The sequence below is a fragment of the Mycetohabitans endofungorum genome (genome assembly GCF_037477895.1).
In the GTDB taxonomy this organism is placed as follows: domain Bacteria; phylum Pseudomonadota; class Gammaproteobacteria; order Burkholderiales; family Burkholderiaceae; genus Mycetohabitans.
On record NZ_CP132745.1, the window covers coordinates 751,402 to 769,945 of the forward strand.

Here is an 18,544-nt window from a genome sequence, read left to right on the forward strand (position 1 = left end):
GCTCGTGGTTGCGCGCCACCGTGAATAGTTACGGCTGTAGTACTAGGTTGCGCAATGCGACAACGAATAGCATTAGGTTGACGCCGTACCCGGCAAAACCTGTCGGCGCGAGGCGGCGGCTTGGAATGCCGTAGGGAGTGGCGCGACAGCAGTCCATGCCGGCGCGAACTTGACGGGCTCTCTGATCCATCTTTTCATGCAGGCGAGAACCGTCGCGTCACGCATTGAGCCCTTGTGTGTCAAATTGCTGTCGACGATCCAGCCTAAGCATGCCGCCATCCGGTGAGACGCGCAAGACAGGCGCCGAGTTAAATGACAGGATACCGTATGTTCTGCGTGGACCTATGCGGCCGGCAGCCGATGGGGTGGGACAATGCCCAGCTTGGCGATGCGCCGGTACAGCGTTGCGCGCGATATGCCGAGTGCCTGTGCCGCTGGAATGGGGCGCCACTGGTGCCGCGTCAGCGCAGCGACGATACGTTCTCGCTCGTCGGTCAGTGACTCTAGCGCCACCGGCGGCGTCGCCGATGAGCCCAGTTCGGATGCGATTTCGGCTGGCAAATCGCACCATTCGACCCGGTTTGTATCGGTTACGGCGCATGCGTAGCGCAATGCGTGGCGCAGTTGCCGCACGTTGCCGGGCCACGGATGATGGCACAGGCGTTCAAGTACCGCGGGATCGAGCACGAGCTTATGCGGCACGGTGCGCGCTTCGTCGTCGAAAACGGCCTGTATCAGCGCCCGAATGTCGATACGTTCGCGAAGCGGCGGCAGCCGTAGTACCGCCCCGCTGAGGCGGTAGTACAGGTCCTCGCGAAAAGTGCCTTGCGCGACCATTGCGTCCAGGTCGCGGTGTGTCGCGCAAATCACGTTTACATCGACGCGGGTCGCCGTCTCGGCGCCCAACGGTAGTACCTCGCCGTCGGCTAGTACACGCAGCAGCCGTGTTTGCAGCGACAGCGGCATGTCGCCGATCTCGTCTAGGAATAGCGTGCCGCCATGCGCGAGCGCGATCTTGCCGCGCGTGCCTTTGCTGCGTGCGCCCGTGAACGCGCCGGCCGCATACCCAAACAACTCGCTTTCGATCAGCGACTCCGGCAGCGCACCGCAGTTCACCGCCACGAAGGGTTGCTGGCATCGGATGCCTGACTCATGAATCGCGCGCGCGAAGACCTCTTTGCCGCAGCCGCTTTCCCCGAGAATCAGGATCGGCAGGCGCCGCTCCGCGACGCGCAGCGCAATGCTCGCCGCCTGGGCGACCCGCCGATCCTGGCTCTGCGCGAAGGCTTCCAGTGGTCCAGTGCCGGCCGGCGTATCGGATAGACGACCGGCTGGCATACCGGGCCGCATACCGGATGGGCCGGGCGCCCTACCATCGTGCGGCAGCGCGCCGCGTAACGATGATGCAGGCCGTGCTGACGCCGCTGGCCTGGCAGCACGCGCTGAAGTCAAGACGCCCGCCGCGTGCCCGCGCCGTTGCGGTCTACGGATTCGCGCATACAGGATCGTACCCGACGCGTACAGCCGCAACGGCAGCACGTCATGCAGGTTCGATGCATCGAGCATGCGCGCAAGCGGCACGTCGAACAAGTCAGCCAGGTGGCCACGGGCACCGCCGGAGAGCCCTGGAATGGTCTCACGAGCGTGGGCGTTGGCCGCAACAAGGTTGCCGCCCTCGTCGAACGCGATCAGTACCTCCGGCCACGCCTCGACGAAGTGCCGGCTGGTGTGGCCGAACAGGATCCAATGGTGGGTGGTCTGGTTCAGGAAGTAGGCGTCCTCGATCAATCGGGCGTTTTGTCGCACCAATTGGTAGATCAATCCCTGGCTGTCGCGATTGTCCGGCGAGCGGATTGCCGACGCATCGAGCACGCCAATCAGACACCCGTCCGGCGCGAAGATCGGCGCCGCGCTGCACGTAAGCGTGGTGAACGCGGCGCGGAAATGATCCGTCTTATGCACGGTAATTGGGGCTAAGTCGGCGAGCACGTTAGCGATGCCGCACGTGCCTTCCTCCTGTTCAGACCAACACGATCCGATGTGCAAGCCCGCCTGCTTGAAGTCCGGGCGACGATCGCGGTCGATCCGATAGTCGATCGTCACGCCATGTGCATTAGTTAGCAATACACAATAGTCAGCGGTGCGGACCGTCGCGTGCAGCCTAGACAGGCATTGGCCCGATGCACGCAAAAATGCCTCTTCGCGCTCGCGCAACTCGCGCAGTTCGCTAGCGGTGACGACGCGCGGCCCCACGCGCGAGGACGGATCGAGCCGGTACCGCTCGAGCGAACGTTGCCAAGACGAAACGAGGCGCGACGCTTCATTATTGAGTGGTGCGTTGTGACTTTCGATCGCGCTGTGTACGCGCTTGATGTGCTGGTTGGATGAAACGTACGGCATCGCGAACTCCGTCAGAGAACCTGCAGCTTGAGCTGTTTTTAGCACATTCATCGCCTTCGGCACACGTTGCATTGCAACATGCCAGTGGCGTGAGACGATCGTCTCATCAGGCGGCGCCACGCGTCTCACGCTCGTCTAGGCATGTTGCGCTGGCCTGTCAACTTGTCCCCACCCCGTCGCAGCGGGCTTGTCCCGGCTTGATGTCGTCACGCTGTGCCGCCAGTCGATGCGGGCGAGCGCATACGGACGGCGACGTATTGAGACAGCCAGGAGACGCACAGCGTGGCGCCACCGCGCGTGCAGTTTCTTCGTATGGGCCACGCAGCCCCATCGCGATGGGCTGGCGCGGATGGCGTGAACGTGGCTCGCTCATATTGGCATGCACATTGCAATGACAGTGCCTGTCAGCAACATGTCCGCTCATGCTGATGAGCGGTGACGCCGGGCGGCAACGCCGGGCAAGGAGACAACGCCGTGTCAAGCACCGTTCCGGCGGTCGGTATCATCGTCAATCCTGCATCGGGTCGCGATATTCGTCGCCTGACCACGCATGCGTCGGTGTTCCCGACTGCCGAAAAAGCGAACATGGTGGTCCGGCTACTTGCAGGGCTGGGTGTGTTGGGCGTGCGTCGCGTATTAACACTGCGGGACAAAACAGGTGTCGCGGCGCTCGTGTTGCGCGCTGTGCAGACGCAGGCGGCCCTGGGCGGACGCGAGCGGTGGCCGCAGGTGGAGTTCATCGACCTGCCGATGACGCAGCGCGTGGCCGACACGCATGCGGGTGTGGCGTACATGGTCGAGCGCGGCGTATCGCTGATCGCCGTACTGGGTGGCGATGGCACCCATCGCGCGGTGGCGATGCACTGCCGCGACGTGCCGCTGCTCACGTTGTCCACTGGCACTAACAACAGCTTCCCGGATCTGCGCGAAGCGACCGTGGCGGGCCTGGCCGGCGCCCTGGTCGCGATCGGCGCAGTTCCCTCGGACGCGGCACTGTCACGCAACAAACGCCTCGTGGTGCGCTGTGTATCTGGACGCAAGCGCGGACATGAGGAGATTGCGCTGGTTGACCTGTGCGTGAGCCGGCAGCGCTTCATCGGCGCGCGTGCGGTATCCGATCCGTCTGATATTCACGCCTTGTTCCTGACCTTCGCCGCCGCCGATGCCATTGGCCTGTCGTCGATTGGCGCCGCGTGGGCGCCGGTGGCCCGCACTGCGCCGCATGGCTTGCAGATGACATTTGCCGATGCACCGCCGGCTGGCGTGCCGCTAGTTGCACCCATCGCGCCGGGCCAAATCGGCACCGTGTGGATGACTGACTGTAAGCGGTTGGAGGTCGGCCAGCAGGTCATGCTCGACGCCGTTTACGGCACGTTGGCGTTCGACGGCGAGCGCGAGATCGAAATTGAAAAAGGTGAAACCTATGTCGTTTCGCTCGACTGGGAGGGACCGCTGACGGTCGATGTCGAACGAACCCTGCGTTTCAGCGCGGCACGGCAATTCCTGCGCGAACGCGCAGCAGCGTTGTTTAACTAGCACGATACACTAATAGGAGGCCTAACCATGTCGATATCGAGCCAGCTTACCCGCGAGACATTGCTCGACGCGTACCGGTCGATGCGTACGATCCGCGAGTTCGAGGAGCGTTTGCACGTCGAGTTCGCGACCGGTGAAATCCCAGGCTTCGTTCACCTTTACGCGGGTGAGGAAGCGTCCGCGGTCGGCACGATGATGCACCTGAACGATATCGATTATGTGGCGACGACGCACCGTGGCCACGGTCATTGCATTGCCAAGGGCGTCGACGTGCATGGCATGATGGCCGAGATCTACGGCCGCCGCACTGGCGTTTGCCGGGGCAAAGGCGGCTCGATGCACATCGCTGACCTGTCGCGCGGCATGTTAGGCGCGAACGGCATTGTTGGCGCAGGCGCGCCGCTGGTGTGTGGCGCCGCGCTAGCCGCCAAGTTCAAGAAGACCGGCGGTGTTGGCGTTTGCTTCTTCGGTGACGGCGCGTCCAACCAGGGTGTGATTTTCGAATCGATGAACCTGGCCTCGGTCTGGCGGTTGCCGGCTATTTTTGTGGCTGAAAACAATGGATACGCTGAAGCGACATCGGCAGCGTGGTCCGTCGCGGCCGACAACATTGCCGACCGCGCCAATGGCTTCGGCATGCCCGGCGTGATTGTGGACGGATTCGATTTCTTCGCTGTGTACGAGGCGCTGGGCGAAGCCATCAGCCGTGCTCGCCACGGCGGCGGCCCGACGCTGGTCGAGGTCAAGTTCACGCGCTATTACGGGCACTTCGAGGGCGACGCGCAGACGTACCGAGAACCAGGAGAAGTGCAGAAGGCTCGAGAAGAAAACGACTGCTTAAAGCATTTCGAGGAGCGCGTGGTACGCAGCGAACTGGTCCAAGTGGATGAGCTGCGCGCGATCGATGAGCGCGTCAAGGCGCTGATAGACGACGCGGTGCACAGCGCGAAGGCTGCCCCGCTGCCGACCGAAGCGGACTTGCTGAGCGACGTCTACGTCGCCTATCCGTGAGGAGGGCGTAATGGATGCGATGCGCAGCGGGGCGATGCCCCGTCAGACGTCGCGGCACGATGCGAGAAGCGACGCGCGGCGTGCGCGCGCCGCGCTCCGATCCAATTCGAAACGAGCTACCAGGAGACGGCCATGGCCAGGAAGATCACTTACCAACAAGCTATAAACGAGGCGTTGAGCCAAGAGATGGCGCGCGACGAAAACGTCATCGTGATGGGTGAGGACAACGCCGGCGGTGCGGGCTCGCCCGGCGAGCAGGATGCGTGGGGTGGCGTGCTCGGGGTGACCAAGGGGCTGTTCCATCGATACCCTGGGCGGGTGCTCGACACACCGTTGTCCGAGGGCGGGTTCATTGGCGCGGCAGTTGGTGCTGCCGCATGCGGCATGCGGCCGGTCGCCGAACTAATGTTCATTGACTTCATGGGAGTGTGCTTCGACCAGATATTCAACCAGGCGGCCAAGTTCCGTTACATGTTTGGCGGCAAGGCGGTTACCCCGGTGGTGATCCGCACGATGCAGGGTGCGGGACTGCGCGCTGCCGCCCAACACTCACAAATGCTCACGTCGCTGTTTACGCATGTGCCTGGGCTGAAGGTGGTATGTCCGTCCACGCCCTATGACGCGAAAGGGCTGTTGATCCAGTCGATCCGCGATGATGACCCGGTGATTTTCTGCGAGCACAAGCTGTTGTACAGCCGAGAAGGGGACGTGCCGGAGGAGTCTTATGCGATTCCGTTTGGCGAGGCCAACGTGGTGCGCGACGGCGACGATGCGACGATTATCACCTATGGACGGATGGTGCACCAGTCGGTGGAGGCGGCCAATGTGCTGGCCAGGCAAGGCATCGACGTCGAAGTGATCGACTTACGCACGACGTCGCCGCTGGACGAGGAAACGATCTTGGAGAGCGCGTCGCGCACCGGTCGGGTGGTGGTCGTCGATGAAGCCAACCCCCGTTGCTCGGTGGCGACTGACATTGCCGCACTCATCGCGCAGCGCGCATTCAAATCGCTCAAGGCGCAGATCGAGCTGGTCACCGCGCCGCATACGCCAGCCCCGTTTGCCGGCGTGTTGGAGGACATGTACATCCCGTCGTCTGAGAAGATCGCGGCGGCCGTGACGAAGGTAAGGAGCTGATCGATGCCGATTCACATGATTACGATGCCCAAGTGGGGACTGTCGATGGAGCAGGGCCAGGTCAACGGGTGGCTCAAGCAGATCGGCGACAAGGTATCTAAGGGCGATGAGTTGCTTGACGTGGAGACAGAGAAAATTTCCTCTGGCGTGGAATGTGCATTTGACGGTGTGTTGCGCCGGCAGATTGCCGTCGAAGGTGAAACGCTGCCGGTCGGCGCCTTGTTGGCGGTGGTGGCTGATACCGACGCGAGCGATGCCCAAATCGACGAAGCCGTTGCGGCGTTCCAGCGCGATTTCGTGCCGGCCGCGGCCGATGCGGCTGACACGGGACCGCAGCCGCAGAAGCGCATCGTCGGCTCGCATACGATCCGCTACTTGAAGCAAGGCGATGGCGGCGTTCCGGTGTTGTTAATCCACGGGTTCGGCGGTGACCTGAACAACTGGCTGTTCAACCACGCCGAGCTGGCGGCGCGTCGCGCGGTATGGGCGCTGGACCTGCCGGGGCATGGGGAGTCGAGCAAGCCGCTGAAAGCCGGCACATTGGACGAGCTTGCCCAGTATGTGTCCGCGTTCATGCGCGAAGAGGGGATCGAGCGTGCGCACCTGGTGGGCCATTCGATGGGCGCCGCCGTTGCACTGCAGATCGCCAGCGTGGAGCCGCAGCGAGTTGCGTCGCTGGCACTGATCGCCAGCGCAGGACTAGGCCGCGAAATCGACGCAGATTACATTAGCGGATTCGTGGCCGGGACCAGCCGCAATACGCTCAAGCCGCACCTGCTGAAGCTGTTTGCAGATCCTGCGCTGGTCACTCGCCAATTGGTTGAGGACATCGTTAAGTACAAGCGTCTGGACGGCGTAAACGAGACGCTCGCCAAGATCGCGGCGGCGGCATTCGGCGATGGTGTTCAGCGGCACGTGTACCGTGACCGGCTCGCCGAGCTGGCACCGCGCACGCTGGTGATTTGGGGCAGCGAGGACCGCATCATTCCGTCGCTGCATGCACAGGGGCTGCCTGCGGGCGTGCAGTCACACATCATCGAAGGCAAAGGGCACATGGTGCAGATGGAGGCGGCTGCCGAGGTCAACCAGGTGTTGAACGCGTTCCTCGGAGACTGACGATGGGAACGGTGACGCCGTACCGGAGCTTGACTGCGCTCGGGCAGCGCGGCGCGCGCAGTCACGACAAGCTCGCTCGTATCCCGGTGAAGGTCGTGCATCCGGACGGTGCGCCGTTGCCAAAGCCGGCATGGCTGCGGGCGCGGCCGATGATGAGCGAAGCCGTCGCACACGTGGCTGCGGTACTGCGCGAGCACGGCCTGCACTCGGTATGTGAGGAAGCGATGTGCCCGAACATCGGCGAGTGCTTCGCTCAGCGCAGTGCGACGTTCATGGTGATGGGGGGCATTTGCACGCGCCGGTGCCCGTTTTGTGACGTCGCCCATGGCCGGCCACCGCCGCTGGATGAGCAGGAGCCGGCGAGATTGGCCGATGCAGCGGCCGTACTCGGTTTGCGCTACGTCGTCGTGACCTCGGTGGATCGCGACGACTTGCGCGATGGTGGCGCGGGGCACTTCGCGCGCTGCGTGCAGACATTGCGCGCACGCGTGCCGGGCGTGGGCGTGGAAATCCTGACGCCGGATTTTCGCGGCAGGACCCATCGAGCATTGGACGCACTGTCGATGTCGTGGCCGGATGTGTTCAACCACAACATCGAAACCGTTCCTTCACTGTACCGTGTCGCGCGGCCGGGCGCCGATTATGCCGGATCGCTGGCGTTGCTCGCACAGGTTAAAACGCGTAACCCAGCGCTGCTGACTAAGTCAGGCCTGATGCTCGGCCTCGGCGAGCGTGACGACGAGGTTATTGCGACACTGCAGGACTTGCGTCGGCACGGCGTGGACATCATCACGCTCGGGCAGTATCTGGCGCCGTCGCCAGGGCATTTGCCGGTGAAGCGCTACGTGAACCCTGCGGCGTTCGACGCGTTGCGCACGACGGCGATGGAACTGGGTTTCCGGCAGGTGATCGCCGGGCCATTGGTGCGCTCCTCGTACCACGCGGCGCAAACCGTGCAGGGCGTCGAACGAGTCGACTCTATTTAGCGCAGCGCTGACTGCCGTCGGCGCGTAGCTGGATCCTCAATATTGCACCAGTATCGTCGCGCGGGTTGGTTACGCGAATGGCTGCATCGTTGCCGATGGCCAGCGGGACGTTGTCGGCGCGCCTCACGGCGGCAAGCCGTCGTGGGGTGATGCCGTATGCCCCCAGCAAGCGTACGACGGTGCCGGCACGGGCTGATCACAGTTCCCAATTCGCTGCGGATCTGGCCGTGGGGGAGGATATCGTCGGTGTGGCCTTCGGCGAGGATGTCGTAAGCACTGTGCTGTTTGAGCATGTCGGATGAAGACTGCGTTATCGATCATTTTCAGCGGCGTGTCGGTCGCAACGATCGCCTACGGCATTCCGCACCGTTCGGACGCAAGCGTGACGCCTACAGCCCGGTGATTTCGTCAACCATGTGTTAACGACCGGCAATGATTGCCAGCGGTCGGCCTGCGACAGCGTGAAGCCAAATTGACGACCTGCCAGCCGAAACAGTGATGTGTCCAGCCGTCGGCCAATGGTATACCGCGGACAGATTTTCGCATTGCAGCATGCAGCGTCGCACTTTGCTGTGTCCGAACCTCGTGGCTTGATGAAATCCGGGTTACGCCAGCCACACAGGACATGCATCATGCAGCGGTTTTATAGCAAAAAGCAGGTATTGATCACCGGCGCCACCGGATTCATCGGATCCGTGCTGTTGCGCACCATATTGGACAAACTGCCTGACATCGGCCGCATTTACTGCTTATATAGAAAGCAGCCAGGGGTCAGCCATCCGAAGGTCGTGTGGATCAATGCGGACGTGACACGACCTGCATGGGGCTTAGACTGTGATACGGTGCAGAAATTGGCCCGCGACGTGCACGTCATCTTTCATTTGGCAGCATACACTCGTTGGGATGTCGGTTTATCCGCACAAGTTGCCGCCAATACGCTGCCCGTCCTGGAAGGCGCTGCCCTTGCATCGCAGTTCAGCAAGCTGCGCGCTTACGTCGTCACCTCTAGTTACTGGGCGGCGTTGCATCTGCGCACGCCGCGGATCGCGGAAACGGTGTTTCAAGACTATTCTGCCGAACAGGAACTTAGCGCCGTACTGGCCGGAGACGAGGCACGCCTGCATGAATGGCCGAACGCCTACTCATACGCGAAAAATCTCGCCGAGCGGCTGCTACACGAGCGCTATCCCGGCTTGCCAATCTTACTGGCGCGCGTCACGTCAGCGTGCGGCGCATGGGAGTTCCCGGCACGCGGTTTTTGCCGCTTCGACAACGCGCTACCCGCGCTGTTAAAGGCGATCGCGCGAGGTATACGCGTCTTTCCTGACTCGGCAAGAACGGCCGTAAACGATTCGATTCCGGTTGACCTGTGCGCGAATCTGCTACTAGCCAATGCGGCAGCGCATCCAACCAATGGCTTTTCAGTGATTCACTGCGCGTCCGCCGCGCGTAACATGCCGCCGCTCGGTGACGTCATTTCAAGGGCCGGCGGGATAACATATGTGCGTGACCGTGCCGAACTCGATGCCGAGCTGGCCAAACTCGGTGACAAGCGGCTCACGGCACTCAATAGAACGCTGCTCGAGGCCTACCGCTTTGCATTCGACGATGCAACGGTATTCCTCGATCATCATGCCCGCCGTCCGCTCACATGGATGGACGATGAGACACGAACGCGGTTTCCGATGGATGTGGAAACCATCGAATGGCCAATGCTGATCGATGCGATGCTTGCGCAGCTGCCGCTTAACAGCACTTACCGAACTTCCCGCCGTACCGGCCTTGCTGGCGCTCTGTAGCCGCACCGACCATCCTGGCGCAATGCCTTACTCTCGTAGAACGCTCGCGCAGCGGGCGATTTAACTGACAACAGGCGCACATACACGGACCACGGCAGCGCGAAACGCGTGGCCAGTTGCGCGAACTGCGGAAGTAACATCCTCCCATGAGGCAACACGCCGGCCACGATGATTGTCGCTGTCCAGTTTGCCGAAAATTAGCAAATTTGCTATGATTGCTCCATGAATTGGGCTGTCACCTATTATAACGAACGCGTCAAACGCGAAGTTTTCGCCATGCCAATAGGCATCCTCGCTGATTACCGGCGATTGCTCTCGCTTATGGAAGACCATGGCGCGGATTTACGACTGCCCCATTCGCGTGCGATGGGGGAAGGCTTGTTCGAATTACGCCCGAAGGGCCCGAAGGCATCGGGCGCGTGTTTTATTGCATGCAGGTGGGCCGGCGCATTGTCGTGCTGCATTCTTTTACGAAGAAGACACAGCGGACACCGGAGAGTGAATTGCGCATTGCCCGCAAACGTCTCAAGGAGATAGGCAATGGTTAAGAACCGATTGGAACAGGAACTTGATGAGCGGTACAACCCAGTGCCGCACACTGCGGAGGATGATGCGCGTTTGTTTGCAGATCCGACGTTCAAGGCAGCATACGACGCACTCGAAGAAGAGTACGCGGCACTGCACGCGCTGCTTGCCGCTCGACGGGAAGCTGGACTTACGCAGGCCCAAATCGCCGAGCGCATGGGCACCACGGCGTCCGCAGTGTCTCGACTCGAAGCCTCGCTCGCCAGCGAGAAGCATTCGCCATCGTTCGCAACGATGCGCAAATACGCCGCCGCGTGTGGCAAGAAGCTTGTGATCTCGTTTGCGTGAACAGGTAGGCGTCGAAAGACGTGAGCTTGGAATCGAGGAAGTAGCGGGTCTTCCATGGACTACGCGGAACGCTCGTCGTTGTGATTCCCGAGTGGTTCGTTCCTGGCTGCGCGATAGTGCGTTGCTGACGCGCCTGGCCGAGGACTTGACCGGCCGGTTTGGCCGCAGTTTCAGTCGAGCGAATTTGGTCAGCATGAGCGCGTTTTACCTGGCTTGGCCGCCGGAGCAAATTTGTCAGACACCGTCTGGCAAATCTGTTGACGCGGAAAAGGCCAAACATCGTCTGGCAAATCCCTGTCGGCTGCGTCCGGCACGGTGTCGCCCCCGCAGTTTGCGCAACTGGCCGCGCGTTTCGCGCTGCCATGGTCCGCGTATGTGCGCTTGTTGTCGGTCAAGTCGTCCGCTGCGCGAGCGTTCTACGAGAGTGAGGCATTGCGCCAAGGATGGTCGGTGCGGCAACTGGACCGGCAGATCGGCAGCCAGCTGTATGAGCGGCTTGCGCTGTCACGTAACAAGGTCGCGTTGCTCGACAAGACGGGGAAGTCACGCCCGGAGGATGCGCTGACGCCTGAGGAGGCGATCCGCGACCCGTTCGTGCTCGAGTTCCTCGATCTGAAGGACGAGTATTCCGAATCGGATCTCGAACAAGCGTTGATTCAGCATTTGGCGGATTTCCTGCTCGAGCCAGAAAGCGGATCGCCATGGACCGGTGAAGGGGTAGGCATCGCTAAGGTTGTCTCAGGGGGCGCGACGCGAAACCTGCGTTGCGGCGACGGCCGGACCGCGCATCCGTGCGCTGAGTAACAACGGCACTACCAGTAGATAGCTTGCCGCACCCAATGCCCACACCAGTCCCGGGAACCATGTCACGCTCCACGCATACACCGCGGTGACCGCAACGGGCCCGCCTACGCCGATCAGGCTGGACAGGCTGGCAAGGGCACCCTGCAATTCGCCTTGAGCCTCATCGCTGACCTGGCGCGCGATCATGGCTTGCAGCGCCGGCATCGTCATCCCGCCTGCCGCGAACAGCGGGAGCAGGGCGAATGGCACCCATGCGCTGGAGGCTACCGCCAGCAGCGCGAGTCCCGCCGCGTCGGCCGCCACGCCTAGAAGCAGTGAACGCCATTCTCCGATCCGTCCGACCAGTGGTCCAATTACGAATGCCTGTGACAACGCATGGCATGCGCCATATCCTGCCAGCGACAACCCGGCTACGGAGGCTCCCCAGCCGAACTGGTCCTGGCCATACAGGATCCAGAGCGTGGCGGGCACCTGCGACGCGACCATGATCGTGGCATAGATACCGATCAGCGGCGGCAATTGTGTGCCAGCTCCAAGCCGACTCAGGCTTCCTCCCCAGTTTAGCTTCAAATTCATTTTCCACCCCGTCGTTGTGCCGCGGACGGGGCGTGATTCCGGCAAGACGAGCAATGCGAGCAGCAGGTTCAGGCCGTTCATTACGGCTGCCGCGACGAACGGCGCACGCAGGTGCATCGTACCCAGCAGGCCGCCGAGCAGCGGTCCGCCGATTAGGCCGACGCCCATCATCGCGCTCAGTTGGCCGAAGCGCTGTGCGCGACGCGGTTCTGGGGTAATGTCGGTGATGTAGGCAGTCGCGACGGCCGCTGTCGCGCCGGTGATGCCTGACAGGGCCCGGCCCACGTATAGCCACGGCAAACTGGGTGCCCACGCCATCACAACATAATCCGCCGCTGCGCCAGCCAATGAAAGCAACAATATCGGCCGACGACCAAAGCGGTCAGACAGCGCACCCAGTATCGGCGCAAAGACGAACTGCATCAGCGCATACAACGCGAGCAGTATGCCGTAATGGGTGCTGCTGTCCGTCTGTGTGCTGCCCAGCGAACGCAGCAATGCGGGCAGGATCGGCATGATCAAACCGATGCCGGCAGCGTCGAGCATCACGGTCGCTAGGATGACGAAAAGAGGTTTGGCCACTATGTCACTCTATCAGTGATAGAGTGACGATTATCGCAAAAATACTTTATTAGTGATAGAGATGCCAAAGAACGTCCTGTCTTCCACCGCGCGATTGACCCGCCAGGCTGTACTGCGTGCCGCGTTGTCCTTGCTTAACGACGTCGGCATCGACGCACTTTCGACGCGAAGGCTGGCCGAGCGGCTTGGCGTGCAATCGCCGACGCTGTATTGGCACTTTCGCAGCAAGGCTGAATTATTGGCGGCGATGGCGGAGACGATCATGCTGGAGCGCCATCGCGACTCGACACCCAAGCCCGGTCAACCGTGGCAGGCTTGGCTGCTTGACAATGCGCGCAGCTTCCGGTCTGCATTGCTCGCGTACCGCGACGGCGCACGGTTGCATGCTGGCAGCCAGCCACGCGGCGCCCATTTTGATGCGATCGAGGTCAAGATGCGGTTCCTGTGCGACGCAGGATTGTCGCCGGACATGGCGTTCATATTGATGTTCTCGCTGGGCCGCTTCATCGTAGGCTGGGTACTGGAAGAGCAGGCGGTAGCGCGATCCGACGCCTCGACGGCGCACGGCGATGCGGGCCCGGATCCTGTTGCCTACCCGCTCCTTGCGCGCGGCTGGGCGACATTGTCCGATGAGCATCCGGATCGACTGTTCGAGCGCAGCGTGCGGCTCTTCATGGCTGGCGCGCAGGCAGCGTTGCGTGATCGGGCGGACTGGCCGTCGGATACATCGGATCGGCGTTGATTGCGCCCACGGACAACCATCGAGCATCAATTGCCGAAATCCAGTGCCATGTCGTATGTGCTGCAAGCGGGCGATGCATTATTGCTGCCGCAAGGTGGCGCACACGAACTGTTGTTTGGGCCGGACGTGACCAGTCGATCCATCACGGCGTTCAAGGCGGCCACGCTGTGCAAGACTGTTGTGTTGGTGGACGCGGTGCCGCGTTGTGCGATGCAGGTGGCGGCGCGAGCGCAAGGCCGTGATGACGCCGGCGACACGCCGGATGATGCGTTGATCTTCAGCGCCTGCATGGAGTTTGACCTTGGTGGCATGCAGCCGCTGGTCGCGTCGATGCCCAAAGTCATGCTCGTGGGCACATTGCTCGAGCGCTGTCCGGAGATTGGGCCGATGCTCGATGCGATGGAACGGGAGTCTTGCGGGGAGCGGGCAGGATTCGCGGGGATACTGTCCCGGCTGGCCGACGTCGTTGCGACCTTCATCATCCGGGGCTGGGTCGAATGCGGTTGTGGCGACGCGACGGGTTGGGTGCAGGCGTTGCGCGACCCGCGTTTGAGCCGGGCCACCCAGCCATGCGCCGAAGTTTTTTCGTCGGGAGCGTCTTGCATCAGCGAATGGCCCTTTACTATTATTAAGTGCAGTTGCGCGAGTGTGCCGCCCGGGCGTTGGCGTTGTCCTGCCTGGCGTTCGGTCAAGTGGCTTGGCTGATGATGTTAGTAGTGCGATGAGACGGCGTTTGAACGAATTCTCCGTTGCGATAGAAAAAGTACCGCGTTACAGGTATCCAATCACCATGGTACGACCAATCGATTTTTATTCCAATGGGGTTGATTCCCCAATCGATTCCGATATGGCGCGATGACCGTGCTGCACCCCTTTCCAGATGGATGTCTTTCATGCAGCTTTCTACAATTAAGGAAAAGACGGGTTCTGCAGTGTCATCTTTTACCCGCAACACATAAAGGACACCTTCATCTCCTGAAGAACAATAGTGGTTCGGACGCCGGTGGGAACGATGGTTGATCACCGTGAGGACATATTCTGCTCCGTCAATGATCTTTGAATGCATTGTGGGGAACGTGAAGCTCGACGCGGTTAACAATTTTTTGCGTAACATTACTGGTATCTGCAGTACCATTCGCTGACTGCCGTTGTCTTTTAGAACCGTTAGCTCATTGTTAATGTACTGGAGAACCCTACCGTCACGAAGGTCCACGTATTCCGACGAATTATATTGGTAAGCGTGGGTTGAGACGCTAAATCCGTAAAGAATCTGGACGAGAAATGCTTGGGCCGTTCTTTTCAAACTGTTTAGCATGCTTAATCCCAAGTATCGCTAAAAAGTGAATATGATAAAGAGTTCGATGTGCTTGCCGACCTTCATCAGGGAGATCGGTGGCCCGCTCGCAACACCAGCAGATGCTGTCCGTCGGCACGCCGTCTGTTTCAGCGCAAAAATGTTGTGGTCGAGATGAAAATGTAATTGACAAAAGGCATCTCGACCATTGAATATTTGGATGCCGATTGTTGAACAACAGAAAACTGTCCCTGCTCAAAAGAGCATGTTTCACGATGCAGGAACTATTGGCGCTCGATGCCGCCGCTAAGCATGAGGCTTTACTCGATCAGCAAGCTTCTTATGCATTACCGTCAGTGGCGTGAGTGAGCAAATTTAAACGTTGGAGGCTTTCATCGGGTGGTTGAAGAAGCTGTTGGCCGAAGCGATGCTCGCATGGAAGCGCTGAAGGTTATCGTTGAGGTAAAGCCCTGAGCCCACAAGCCAAACGCGGAGCAGTGGCAGCGATTCGGAGAAGATCAACATCTCGGAGCGCTGCGCCTGCCGGCTTGCCGGACTTTCTCGCAGCGTGTTGCTTGACAAAGCGAGTCCTGGCTACGAGAACGAAATGCTGATGGCGAATCTGGTGGAATTGGCGCATGAACGTCGGCGGTTCGACTATCGGCGATTACACGCGTTGATGAAGCGCGACGGTATCCACGCGAACTACAAACGTGTGGATCGTTTTTATCGTGAAGCGGGGCTGGCTGTGCGGTGCCGTTGCCGGCACCACGGTGTCATGATTGAACGCGAGCGACGGGCTTTGCCGAGCGAGCCGCGAGGCTGGGTCAATTGGTTTCGTGGTGGACGCATTGTCGAAGGAGCGGCGTCTGAAGTGTAACCATCGTCCACGATTTCCACAAGAATGCTGTCGATATCGTCGTGAACTCCGGCATCTCGGGCTTGTAAGTCTCTTGAGCGTTGACCGAGCAGCGCGTGTTCGGGGCGATTCCGAAGTGCTGCGAACGGAGCAGGGACCGGAATTGACGAGTCGGCGCTCGGCCAATGGGCCGTACGCCAATGACGTGACGTTGAAATTGATTGAGCCAGGCAAGCCGACGCAAAATGCCTACATCAAATTGCCTAACGGTAAGTTCCGCGTCGAATGTCTCAACGAGCACGGATCTACGACGCTGACCCATGCCTGCGCAATCACCGCGGCATGGCGTCAGGACTATAGCGAGGAATGGCCACGCAGCCCACTAAACTACCTCTCGCCCAGGAGAATTAGTGGTCCCTTGTGGCTCTTTTTGTATGATCTTTTAGCTAAAAGTTGACTAAATCACCTGCGACCATTGAATATATGACCGTGAGTGACAGGAAATAATTAGGCCAATGAAGAGAGCATGCCCAACCATCCAGGAGTTGCTTGCGTTTGATGCAGTCGCCAAGCATGAAAGTTTCACGCGTGCAGCTAACGTACTGTGCGTTACGGTCAGCGGCGTCAGTAAACAAATTGCCAGCCTAGAATCCTTCGTGGGGCGCCCTTTGCTTCAAAAAGCGGGACGCGGAGTCACACTGACCGCTGTAGGGCGGGAATATTGGAGAAAAATATCCCCAAGTCTGCGCGTGATTGAATCCGCAACCTTTGAAGCTAGACTAGACGAGTCTAGCGCGGGTGTGCTGACCCTAGCTAGCGTACCCACCTTTTTAACAAAGTGGCTTATTCCGCGGTTACCCAGCTTCCGCAAGCTTCACCCTGGCGTCACCTTCAGTTTTGGTCAGCATCTCAGGCTGAATGACTCGCAGCCAGCTGATATTGATGCGGCTATCCGTTTTGGCCCAGGTAATTGGTCATCTGTCATCTCCGATTACATTGCAGGCAAAGAGTTTATCTGTATCTACGCTGCCAAACTGGAGCAACAATTAGGTTACCCCATTAAACAGAGTGACGTATTAAAGCAGACTTTACTACACCATGAGGAAGCGCCTTTTGTCTGGCGGCAATGGGCAGCGCAGTGGAACATAGACGAAACAAGTACTCTTTCAGGCCCGCGTTTCACACAATATTCCGCCATAATCCAGGCAGTTGTAAACGGTCTAGGGGTAGGCCTCGTGCCGCAGATTCTTGTAGAAGAAGAACTTGCGCAAGGCATCGTGATGCAATTAGGGCCAGCTATAGAGTTTGATCTAGGGCATTACCTGTGTTTCAACCCAAACCGAATGAATCGACCGATATTTTCCGCGTTCCACTCTTGGATGCTTACGCTCAACAAAGCAGAACAGTTATGTAACAAGGTTCCGGCGGCATAATCCAATAGAGTCGGCGTTGCCGCCAGTCAACGAAAATGCAAAGATCGAGGCTATTATTGAGGGCCCGCATCGGACTCACGAACTAGATATTCGATTACCCATTCGAGAAGCTGATCGGTATTTTCAGCTGCCCGAGCACTGGGTAGCCTAAATTCTTCGTATAACGTAAAAACGGCCTTGCTCCACTTTACGCCCAATGCCATCTCAGAAAGTGTTCCCATTCCACCTCCAATGGCAACCACGCATACGCTACCGCGCACGACCAGCACATTGCGTATTTCACCAATCCCTGTAGGAAGCGCCAATGTAACGTATTTGTTAGCGCTACACCGGTCTTCTTCTGGGAGAATGCCAATGGCTATTCCTCCCATGTCATATGCACCATGGCATGCAGCTTCCATTACACCGCCCCGTCCTCCGCAAATGATAGGCACGCCGGCACTTGCCAAGACGCTTGCCACTTTGTATGCCGCTGAGCGGCATGCCTCATCACAAATACTTGGTCCAATTATTCCTACCGGTTGAGGATTGCGATGTGGCCCCGCTTGAATTTCGATTAACCGGCGAAGCTGCTTGTTAACTTTTTTGGGTAGCAGCGTATTCACGCCGGCTTGTGAAAACATTACCCACTCCCAAGACAAAAACACAAAGACTCAATAGTATTAGCGAAACGGCTGATGCTGCAGCCAAATCGGCGTTACTATCATTGATTTTGGAAAACAAGAACAACGGAAGAATATTGAGTTGCGTTCCCACTAAAGCAAGTGCGGTACCATAAGTGCCCATGGCTAAAGCCGCAGCTAGGCAAGCGTTCGCAATGATCGATGGTGCAACTTCAGGTATGACCGTATCGAAAAATGCGCGTGTACGCGAGGCGCCGAGTGTACGAGCTGCTAGCCACGGGCGTTCATCCAAGTTGGCGAAGACCGGATAAAGTGATAATGCCACGCGGGGAATCAAATAATACGCGTAAGCTAAAGCAAGCCCGACAGCTGAGTAAAGCCATCGCCCGCCCTGAGCAGGGTCGCCACCAAGCATCACTATAAGCTGTGTCACGAAGCCCGCCCTACCGTAAGCTAAAATAAAACCATAAGCAATAACCAGACCTGAAAAAGCAAGTGGGATCCCTAGTAACATCATTAGCCAGTGGCGGCGGGATTCCGGCTGCCTCGTCAGTTCGATAGCAATCGCAGTACCTACGATAGCCGAGAGGCAGCCGGAGAACAGGCCGAGCATCACCGTATTCCTAAATGCGCTTAGGAATAAATGATCGGCAATCACTTGACCGAATGCTTCGCCACCGCTCCTAACGGTCTCGGGGACGAGAGCAAGGAGCGGCAGAACGAAAAACAAGCCGAGAAAGGCCCAGGCTGGAAGTAGGCCAAATCGCTTCATG

The 18,544-nt window shown here is 59.5% G+C and carries 15 protein-coding genes and 4 pseudogenes; 14 read left to right on the top strand and 5 right to left on the bottom strand.

The window, feature by feature from the left end; translation table 11 throughout:
- Positions 1-342: 342 nt before the first annotated feature.
- Positions 343-2,400, bottom strand: coding sequence for a sigma-54-dependent Fis family transcriptional regulator (locus tag RA167_RS15370; RefSeq protein ID WP_076788718.1), 2,058 nt, complete (start codon positions 2,398-2,400; stop codon positions 343-345).
- Positions 2,401-2,874: 474 nt separating this feature from the next.
- Between RA167_RS15370 and RA167_RS15375 the strand changes: the two genes are divergently transcribed.
- From RA167_RS15375 to RA167_RS15420, 10 genes and pseudogenes are all read left to right on the top strand, one after another.
- Complete coding sequence (locus RA167_RS15375) at positions 2,875-3,936, top strand: ATP-NAD kinase family protein (protein ID WP_076788719.1); 1,062 nt, start codon at positions 2,875-2,877, stop codon at positions 3,934-3,936.
- A gap of 27 nt (positions 3,937-3,963) precedes the next feature.
- On the top strand, positions 3,964-4,947 hold the full coding sequence (locus RA167_RS15380; RefSeq protein ID WP_076788516.1) for a thiamine pyrophosphate-dependent dehydrogenase E1 component subunit alpha: 984 nt from the start codon (positions 3,964-3,966) through the stop codon (positions 4,945-4,947).
- 132 nt (positions 4,948-5,079) lie between these two features.
- Positions 5,080-6,084 (top strand): alpha-ketoacid dehydrogenase subunit beta, encoded by a 1,005-nt coding sequence (locus RA167_RS15385; RefSeq protein WP_076788518.1) that lies wholly within the window; start codon positions 5,080-5,082, stop codon positions 6,082-6,084.
- Between the two features lie 3 nt (positions 6,085-6,087).
- Positions 6,088-7,200 (top strand): acetoin dehydrogenase dihydrolipoyllysine-residue acetyltransferase subunit, encoded by a 1,113-nt coding sequence (locus tag RA167_RS15390; protein WP_076788519.1) that lies wholly within the window; start codon positions 6,088-6,090, stop codon positions 7,198-7,200.
- A gap of 2 nt (positions 7,201-7,202) precedes the next feature.
- Positions 7,203-8,186, top strand: a complete 984-nt coding sequence (gene lipA / locus RA167_RS15395; RefSeq protein ID WP_076788521.1) for a lipoyl synthase — start codon at positions 7,203-7,205, stop codon at positions 8,184-8,186.
- A 77-nt stretch (positions 8,187-8,263) separates the two neighbouring features.
- A complete protein-coding gene (locus RA167_RS15400; RefSeq protein WP_076788522.1) occupies positions 8,264-8,488 on the top strand; it encodes a hypothetical protein in 225 nt (74 codons plus the stop codon).
- Positions 8,489-8,818: 330 nt separating this feature from the next.
- Positions 8,819-9,985, top strand: a complete 1,167-nt coding sequence (locus RA167_RS15405; protein WP_175972495.1) for an SDR family oxidoreductase — start codon at positions 8,819-8,821, stop codon at positions 9,983-9,985.
- A gap of 222 nt (positions 9,986-10,207) precedes the next feature.
- A pseudogene (locus RA167_RS15410) lies at positions 10,208-10,533 on the top strand (type II toxin-antitoxin system RelE/ParE family toxin).
- Positions 10,526-10,858, top strand: coding sequence for a helix-turn-helix domain-containing protein (locus RA167_RS15415; RefSeq protein ID WP_370643045.1), 333 nt, complete (start codon positions 10,526-10,528; stop codon positions 10,856-10,858). The pseudogene RA167_RS15410 and the gene RA167_RS15415 overlap by 8 nt, the downstream one beginning before the upstream one ends.
- Positions 10,859-10,976: 118 nt before the next feature.
- Positions 10,977-11,542 (top strand): annotated as a pseudogene (locus RA167_RS15420) (PDDEXK nuclease domain-containing protein); the annotation flags it as partial.
- Between the two features lie 54 nt (positions 11,543-11,596).
- On the opposite strand, the gene tet reads toward RA167_RS15420, so the two are convergent.
- Positions 11,597-12,820 (bottom strand): Tet(A)/Tet(B)/Tet(C) family tetracycline efflux MFS transporter, encoded by a 1,224-nt coding sequence (tet, locus tag RA167_RS15425; protein ID WP_139337220.1) that lies wholly within the window; start codon positions 12,818-12,820, stop codon positions 11,597-11,599.
- A gap of 61 nt (positions 12,821-12,881) precedes the next feature.
- Between tet and RA167_RS15430 the strand changes: the two genes are divergently transcribed.
- Positions 12,882-13,562: a TetR/AcrR family transcriptional regulator C-terminal domain-containing protein gene (locus RA167_RS15430; RefSeq protein ID WP_076788529.1), complete on the top strand. Its 681-nt coding sequence runs from the start codon at positions 12,882-12,884 to the stop codon at positions 13,560-13,562.
- A 60-nt stretch (positions 13,563-13,622) separates the two neighbouring features.
- A pseudogene (locus RA167_RS15435) lies at positions 13,623-14,123 on the top strand (cupin domain-containing protein); the annotation flags it as partial.
- Positions 14,124-14,250: 127 nt separating this feature from the next.
- Here the strand turns inward: RA167_RS15435 and RA167_RS15440 are convergent.
- Positions 14,251-14,628 carry a hypothetical protein gene (locus RA167_RS15440; RefSeq protein ID WP_139337221.1) on the bottom strand — a complete coding sequence of 126 codons (378 nt, stop codon included), beginning with the start codon at positions 14,626-14,628 and terminating at the stop codon, positions 14,251-14,253.
- Positions 14,629-15,259: 631 nt separating this feature from the next.
- Between RA167_RS15440 and RA167_RS15445 the strand changes: the two are divergent.
- Positions 15,260-16,115 (top strand): annotated as a pseudogene (locus RA167_RS15445) (integrase core domain-containing protein); the annotation flags it as partial.
- Positions 16,116-16,230: 115 nt separating this feature from the next.
- Positions 16,231-17,148: a LysR substrate-binding domain-containing protein gene (locus RA167_RS15450; RefSeq protein WP_076788536.1), complete on the top strand. Its 918-nt coding sequence runs from the start codon at positions 16,231-16,233 to the stop codon at positions 17,146-17,148.
- Between the two features lie 53 nt (positions 17,149-17,201).
- On the opposite strand, the gene RA167_RS15455 is transcribed toward RA167_RS15450, so the two are convergent.
- Both RA167_RS15455 and RA167_RS15460 read right to left on the bottom strand, forming a co-directional pair.
- Positions 17,202-17,771, bottom strand: a complete 570-nt coding sequence (locus RA167_RS15455; protein ID WP_076788538.1) for a TIGR00725 family protein — start codon at positions 17,769-17,771, stop codon at positions 17,202-17,204.
- Entirely contained in the window at positions 17,725-18,543 is an 819-nt protein-coding gene (locus RA167_RS15460) for an ABC transporter permease (protein ID WP_076788540.1), read from the bottom strand. The genes RA167_RS15455 and RA167_RS15460 overlap by 47 nt, the downstream gene beginning before the upstream one ends.
- Position 18,544: the final 1 nt, after the last annotated feature.